This window comes from Pseudomonas sp. 05N434 (assembly GCF_056396965.1).
In genome coordinates this window covers 1-8,218 of record NZ_JBFTMK010000190.1, presented here as the reverse complement: position 1 = coordinate 8,218, position 8,218 = coordinate 1, and the positions used below count along the sequence as shown (strand labels likewise).

Annotated in this window: 4 protein-coding genes; 3 read left to right on the top strand and 1 reads right to left on the bottom strand. The window is 60.0% G+C overall.

Annotated elements, in window-relative coordinates; all coding sequences use genetic code 11:
* From AC1DLB_RS14070 to AC1DLB_RS14060, 3 genes are all read left to right on the top strand, one after another.
* Window positions 1–5,042 (top strand): beta strand repeat-containing protein (locus AC1DLB_RS14070; RefSeq protein WP_477785151.1); only part of this gene is annotated, 5,042 nt, incomplete at its 5' end.
* Window positions 5,043–5,181: 139 nt separating this feature from the next.
* Window positions 5,182–6,105 (top strand): hypothetical protein, encoded by a 924-nt coding sequence (locus tag AC1DLB_RS14065; RefSeq protein WP_477744618.1) that lies wholly within the window; start codon window positions 5,182–5,184, stop codon window positions 6,103–6,105.
* A 381-nt stretch (window positions 6,106–6,486) separates the two neighbouring features.
* Window positions 6,487–7,698 carry a phage integrase gene (locus AC1DLB_RS14060; protein WP_477779356.1) on the top strand — a complete coding sequence of 404 codons (1,212 nt, stop codon included), beginning with the start codon at window positions 6,487–6,489 and terminating at the stop codon, window positions 7,696–7,698.
* Here AC1DLB_RS14060 and AC1DLB_RS14055 read toward each other — a convergent pair.
* On the bottom strand, window positions 7,695–8,218 hold a 524-nt coding region (locus AC1DLB_RS14055; protein WP_477785150.1), incomplete at its 5' end, for a hypothetical protein. The two genes, AC1DLB_RS14060 and AC1DLB_RS14055, sit on opposite strands and share 4 nt — an antisense overlap.

Here is an 8,218-nt window from a genome sequence, read left to right as displayed (position 1 = left end):
CCCTCAGCGTCAGCGGCCAGTTCAGTTCAAGCGACATCGATCACAGCGCCACCGCCACTTGGAGCATTGCCGGATCCAATACCGGCACTTATGGCTCGATCGCCGTGGACGGCACCGGTCAGTGGACTTACACCCTGGCCAATGGCACCGATGGCGTCGCCAGTGCCGTGCAGTCGTTGCAGGCCGGCGAGAGCCATGACGAGGTGTTCACCATCCAGGTCAGCGATGGCCTGGGCGGCGTCGACACCCAGCAGGTGACCGTCACCGTCAGCGGCAGCAACGACGCACCGGTGCTCAGCTTCGCCAGCGGCAACGATGCCGGTGCGGTGCAGGAAGACAGCACCCTCAGCGTCAGTGGCCAGTTCAGCTCGAGCGACATCGACCATGCGGCCACCGCGACCTGGTCGATCAATGGCTCGGCAACTGGAACCTACGGCTCGATCGCCGTCGACGGCAGCGGTCAGTGGACTTACACCYTGGCCAAYGGCACYGAYGGTGTCGCCAGTGCCGTGCAATCGCTGCAGGCCGGCGAGAGCCATGACGAGGTGTTCAGCATCCAGGTCAGCGATGGCCTCGGCGGCGTCGACACCCAGCRGGTGACCGTGACCGTCACCGGCAGCAACGATGCGCCGGTGCTCAGCTTCGCGAGCGGCAACGATGTCGGCGCCGTGCAGGAAGACACCACACTTAGCGTCAGCGGCCAGTTCAGCTCGAGCGACATCGACCATGCGGCCACCGCCACCTGGAGCATTGCCGGGTCCAATACCGGCAGCTACGGCTCGATCGCGGTGGACGGCACCGGTCAATGGACCTACACGTTGGCCAATGGCACCGATGGTGTCGCCAGTGCCGTGCAATCGCTGAAGGCCGGCGAGAGCCATAACGAAGTGTTCACCATCCAGGTCAGCGATGGCCTSGGCGGYGTCGACACCCAGCAAGTGACYGTCACYGTCACCGGCAGCAAYGAYGCSCCGGTRCTCAGYTTCGCGTCGGGCAATGAGSTGGGCGCGGTGCAGGAGGACACCAGCCTCAGCGTCAGCGGTCAGTTCAGTTCGGCCGACATTGATCATGCGGCCACCGCCACCTGGAGTATTGCCGGGTCCAATACCGGCACTTATGGCTCGATCGCCGTCGACAGCACGGGCCAGTGGACCTACACCCTGGCCAACGGCAGCGATGGCGTCGCCAGTGCSGTGCAATCACTGAAGGCCGGCGAGAGTCACGATGAAGTGTTCAGCGTGCAGGTCAGCGATGGCCTCGGCGGCGTCGACACCCAACTGGTGACCGTGACCGTCACCGGCAGCAACGATGCCGCAGTGCTGTCCTCGGCCAGCGTCACGCTGACCGAAACCAATGCTCCGCTGACCACCGGCGGCAGCCTGACCATCAGCGATATCGACAGCCCGGAAAGCTTCCAGGCGCAGTCCGGCACCGCTGGCGCCAACGGGGCCTTCGCCATCGATGCCGCGGGTAACTGGAGCTATACCGCCAACTCGGCCTTCGATGCACTCAATGTCGGCGACAGCCTGACCGACACCTTCGCGGTACTCAGTGCTGATGGCACCGAGACCTCGGTCAGCGTCACCATCAACGGCACTAACGATGCACCGGTAACCGACCTGAACGGTGGAAGCGCCGGCAACGACGCGACCGCAGCCTTCACCGAACAGACCTCCGTGCTGATCGCCCCGTCGGCGACCATTACCGACGTCGACTCGGCCAACCTGACCTCGATGACGGCGACGCTGACGGTGCGCCCTGACGGCAACACCACCGAGTCGCTATCGCTTAACGCGAGCGCCACTACCGCAGCGGCCGGCCTGACGGTCAGCTACACCACCAGCACCGGCGTGCTGTCGATCACCGGTTTGGCCAGCAAGGCCACATACCAGACGATTCTGGACGGCATCCTCTACAACAACTCCAGCAATACGCCGACCACTTCTGATCGGACGGTGAACGTTCTGGTCAGCGACGGCATCGACAGCAGCATCTCGCACAGCGTCACCATCGGCATCACCGCGCTCAACGACACGCCGGTGAACACGTTGCCGGCAAGCTACACGACGAATGAAGACGCCGCATTCAAGCTCAGCGGTCTGTCGGTGGCAGACGTCGACGCAGGCGCTGGCAACATCTCGGTTACGCTCACGGTCGGCAGCGGCTCGTTGACGGCCGCGACAGCGGGCAGTGTCTCGGTCAGCGGCTCGGGCACCAGCAGCATCGTRCTCACGGGTACCCTCRCCAACATCAACACTTACCTGGCCACGGTCGCCAACCAGCCGACCTACACCCCAGCTGCCAATGCCAACGGTACGGTCACCCTGACCATGCTGACYAATGACGGCGGCAACACGGGCACTGGTGGTGCRCTGAGCGACAGCGACACGATCAACATCAACATCACCGCGCTCAAYGACRCWCCGGTGAACACRCTGCCGGCAAGCTACACGACGAATGAAGACACCGCATTCAAGCTCAGCGGCCTGTCGGTGGCAGACGTCGATGCAGGCGCTGGCAGCATCTCGGTCACGCTCACGGTCGRCAGCGGCWCSTTRACGGCCGCGRSAGCAGGCAGTGTCWCGRTCAGYGGCTCRGGCACCAGCAGCATCGTGCTCACGGGTACCCTCRCCAACATCAACACTTACCTGGCCACGGTCGCCAACCAGCCAACCTACACCCCGGTTGCCAATGCCAACGGCACGGTCACCCTGACCATGCTGACCAATGACGGTGGCAACACGGGCACTGGTGGTGCAYTGAGCGACAGCGACACGATCAACATCAACATCACCGCGGTCAATGACGCGCCGGTACTGTCCGGGACAGCTCCGACGTCGGTCAATGTCAGCGGCGGTGTGTTGGTGAGTTCGTTCCTGAGTTCCACTGATGTGGACAGTGGTGCACTGAAGGGCATCGCGATCACCGCTGCGACCCGCACAAATGGCTCTACTGGCAAGTGGCAGTACTCAACAGACAGTGGATCGACGTGGACAGATGTCGGCACGGTAAGTACGAACTCGGCGCTGCTGCTACGTAGCGGAGACTTAGTACGCATGACCGGTAACGGAAATGCGGGAGATCTAACCTACAAGGCGTGGGATCAGACGTCGGGCACGTTTGCGACGAAGGTCGACCCTGGCTCAGGCGGGGGTGCCAGCGCGTTCAGCACGACCAGCGTTACATGGTCGGTCACTCACCCGGCAGGCACCGCCGGCGAGCCGATCAACTTGGCTCTGGTCAACCCGTCGGCGGATCACAGTCTTCCTGTCACGGTAACGATCACCGGTGTTCCAGCGGACTGGATAGTGAACGGCGCCACGCATCTCGGCGGCGGCAGTTGGTCGGTCACCACTATCGACCCCTCGGTACTCACCGTCACTACGACGGCAGGCTACGTCGGCGCTATGGTGTTACATGTAACGGAGACTTGGACCAATGCAGACGGGACCACAGGAAGCGCCATCATCTCGGACAACGTAGAGGCTTACGCCCCAGGCTCACCAATCTTCGCCTTGTCCCTCAACGACAACCTGACCGGCTCGTCCGGTGCCGACACCTTCGTCTTCGCCCAGCCGATCGGCAACAACCAGATCTACAACTTCGATGCCGCAGCGGACAAGATCGACCTGATCGGCTTCACAGGCGTCACCGGCTTTGCTGACTTGAGCATCACTAACGACGCAAACGGCAATGCGCTGGTCAGCATAGGCACTGGCCAGACGATCACCCTGAAAGGTGTCGATGCGGCGAGCTTGAGCGAAGCGAACTTCCAGTTCGATGTCGACCCGCTCACCAACAACACCGGTACCCTCACCATTGCTGACGGCGCGATCATGCCGTTCGGTGGCAGTATCCATAACAGCGGCACCATCGAGCTCGGCTCCGCCGGCAGCGCGACCAGCCTCGAGGTTCTGTTCCGTGGCGCGACCTTGACCGGTGGCGGCCAGGTGCTGCTATCCGACAACGCGCAAAACGTGATTTTCGGCGGCAGCGCCGACACCGTACTGAACAACGTCGACAACCGCATTTCCGGCGCCGGCCAGTTGGGTGCCGGGCAGATGGTGCTGATCAATTCGGGGCTGATCATGGCCAGCGGGCTGAACAGCCTGGTGCTCGACACCGGCACCCACACCATCACCAACAGCGGGGTGCTGGAGTCCAYGGGCCCAGGCGGCATGACGGTGGCCAGTACGGTCGAAAACACCGGCCACCTGTGGGCCAATGGTGGTGACCTGCGCCTGCTGGCCGACGTGACCGGCGACGGCAGCGCGACCATCGACGGTAACGCGACCCTGACCTTCTCCGGTGCTGCACACGGGTCCGTCGCCTTCCACGGCGAAGGCGCGGGTACGCTGGTGATCGCACAGGCCGAAACAGCGGGCTCGCTGGCCGGCATCCTCGGCCTTGAGAGCAATGACATGCTGACGTTCGGCAATCTCACTTTCGGCGCCAACACCCAACTCAGCTACAACACCAACGCCTCTGGCGCCGGCGGCCTGCTGACAGTGGACGACGGCGTGCATCGGGCCGAGGTGAACCTGTTGGGGCATTACTCGGCGGAAGACTTCCAGGTCACCGACGGCGGCGCGGCCGGCACTCAAGTCAGTTACCACGGAGAATCCAGCGGCACGCTGGTGGGCACCATGCTCGCAGACACGATCAATGGTGGCGACGGCAACGACATCATCGTGGGCCGTGGCGGTGCAGACACGCTCAGCGGTGGCGCGGGAGCCGACGTGTTTGCCTACTTCAACGTGAATGAAGGCGGCGATCATATCCTCGACTACAACTACGCCGAAGGGGACAAAATCGACCTCTCCGCACTGCTCAAGGCCAACTTCGTCGCCGGCACCAGCCAGGTGTCGGACTTTGTCCAAGTGGTGCAGACCGGCAACGACATCACCGTGAAGGTAGACCCTGATGGCGCAAGCAATGGCAAGAATTTCGTCGATGTGGCGGTGCTTGACCACGCTGGTACGCCTGGGCCCGATCTGGTGCGCACCTGGTTCGGGGATGCGGAGCATACGCTGACGGCGTGATATTGGGCTGGAGTTGAGCAGTTGATGATGGTGGTGGAGACCAGGGAAGGTCGAATATGAATTGCACGATACCAACGTGAAATCCAAGCATGACGCGCCCAGAGGGGGATGTATGTTCCGATGGATGAGGGAACTTTGGGTGGGATCGGATCTGGTCGAGTTTGAGAGCTCGTTCGGACTGGCGGAATCTGTTGAGCGCCTGAAAGCCGCGACCCGGCACTGGGCTATGTTTACACCTTTTCGAGAAGCGGCCTTGGGAACGGTGACAGAGTCTCGCGTTTCGCTCCAACGTGTCATCCCGATGGTACGCAACTCATTCAAGCCACTTTTCGTCGGCCGATTCCAGGTGCGCCAAAACCAGGTCGTGCTAACCGGGCGTTTTGCGCTGCACTGGTCCGTTAAGCTCTTCATGGGCTTCTGGTTCGGGTTTTGTGTGCTTTTTACAGCATTGGCGTTGTTTACCGCCGTACCTGGGCCGCACGCCACATTCATGCCGCTGGAGGGGCTTGCGATGATGGCCTGTGGGATTGGCGTGATGCGGATCTGTATGTGGTTTTCCCGCAACGATCAGGCATGGCTGTCTGAGGTCATTCGCACGGCGCTGAGTAATCAGGTCGCGATTGCATCAAAAGGTTTGCCGCCCAATGAGCTTCGGAGCTCCCCAAAGCGGCCACCCACTGTCATCGTGATTGTCACAGCGATGCTCGCCCTCCAAGGGCTCATGTTCTGCGTTTCTGCCATAACGGATATCCAGCCTTCCCTGGGCGATCCAAGTGGTTCGGTCTTTACCCATTATGCAGACGTTAGACTTCGCTATCTTTCCGTAATCTATGGCGCAGTTATGCTCCCGCTGGCTTTCGACGTTTACCGACAGCGCATGTTCGCCTGGCGAATGGGGTTCCTGGCGCTTTTTGGGGGGGCTGCCCTCCAGGCGCTTGGCTTGCTTGCCCGAGAGGATCTTGGCAATGCGCGTCAGACCATAATCTTCTGCGTCGCCTCCCTGGTGATCACCATCGTCTGGGCGTGTTGGTGGTACGCGCAGCGCGTCCATTTTCACGATTGATCGGGAAAGAGTCGATAGACCGCCTCTTACGCCCTCCTGTGGAGGACTGGCAGCTAAGCTTGATATGACACGACGGTTATGAAAAAGCCCCGCCAGATAACAATCTGAGCAGGGCTTTYCTTTGCTTAAAGCATACCTGTTGCACCCACCTAGCACCCATGAGGGTTAAGCAGAGAAACAAAAAGACGCTGTAGGCCTTGGATTATATGGTGTCCCAGGGCAGGTTCGAACTGCCAACCTTCCCCTTAGGAGGGTCATCTGAGCTCCAGCACCCGCTGGACAAACCCAGTATTTATTGGGCTTTAAGTCCGGTTGTGTCCGTAAAAACGACCCCGTATAGTTCTTTTTGCTGTCACGCTGCTGTCACGGGAACCGAATCACTTGAAAGTCAAAATCACTCAAAAGCTCATCAACGGCCTGGAAGCAGAGCCGAAGGCATACCGCATTCACGACACAGCACAGCCTGGCCTATTTATCCGCGTCCTGCCCAGTGGTCACAAATCATTTATGGTCACCTGGGGCCGCAACAAGAATGCCACACTCGGCCGAGTCGGGGTGGTAACGCTCGATCAAGCACGAACCGAAGCTGCCCAGTACCTTGCAGATGCCCACGCCCACGGCGAACCACTGGCCGTTACCCAAGGCCGCAAAGGTGCCACCCTGCCCTCTTTGCGCGAGTTTATCGACGACACCTATATGCCGTGGTTCAAGACGCACCACAAAGGCCATGAGAAGACGCAGCACACCCTGAGCAATAACTTCGACGCAATTATGGCTCAGCGCCTCGACGCGATCACCGGTCGCGACCTTGAACTGATCCGAACCGCCTGGATGCAGGCCGGCAACAAGGCGTCGACGGTCAATCGAAAGATGGGCTCAATCAGCGGCGTGTTCAGCCGGGCTGTTGAATGGGAGTACATCGCCGCGCATCCGTTGGCCAAGCTTAAACAGCTCAAGGTCGACTCAATGGGCAAGGTTCGATATCTGGACCAGGATGAAACCAAGCGTCTGCGCGAAGCTCTGGACGCGCGCCAAGACGAAGCGCGGGTCGAGCGCGAGACTGCAAACAAGTGGCGGGCAGACCGCGGCAAAGAGCAGATGCAAAGTTTGCTGCAACTGCCCTTCACTGACCACCTGAAGCCCATGGTGCTGGTGTCGCTGAATACCGGCATGAGGCGTGGCGAGCTGTTCGACCTGAAATGGTCAGCGGTGAACTTCCAAACGAAGACGATCACCGCCACCGGCGCCACTACCAAAACGAGCGATACACGACATATCCCAATGAACAAGGAAACCTTCGGCGTGCTGGAGGATTGGAAAAAGCAGGTAGGGAAGTCTCGGTATGTTTTCCCGAGTCAGGCCGGCGGCCGTCTGGAGGACGTTAAAAGCGCCTGGCTCAAACTGCTGGAGCGCGCCAAGATCGAGGGCTTTCGCTGGCACGATATGCGTCACGACTTCGCGTCACGCCTGGTAATGGCCGGCGTACCGCTCAACACGGTACGGGATCTGCTGGGGCACGCCGATATCAAGATGACGCTTCGGTATGCTCACTTGGCGCCCGGGACCAAGGCTGCGGCGGTTGAGTTGATTTAGAGCGGCATCAACTCTTTATTGCCGATAGGAACAATTGTAGGGCTCATCTTATGCCTCTCGACGTGTTCCAAAAGCTCATTCCAGTTGGAGCGGACGAGAAAAGGAACGAGCCGCTCATAATCATCCGAAGAGTAAGTACCATCGGAATACTCAACCCAAAAGTACCTGCTCGCCTTGATCGTCTCCCAAACCCTGAGCTCGTCATAGGTCAATGCCTCTGGCATATGAATTGCGAGATTGATCAGCCGGAGTGACTCGTCTGTCGACCAGACTTTATCGAGCATTGACGAAAGTGTTGTTCCATCAAAGTCGAGCGATTGATTGGCTATCGATTGAGATATTGCCCACTCGATTACAGCCGTAAGGGAGCGTTTCTGCAGTCTCCCCATTATGTCTAAGGCAAACTTGATCTTTGGATCAATCCTTATTCCGACACTGACTGTCGTGCTGGTCTCGCCGGTTCGCTTACTTGTCTTGGTGGCCATACGTTCCATCTGCTCTGTAAAGGTCAGTTTAACTG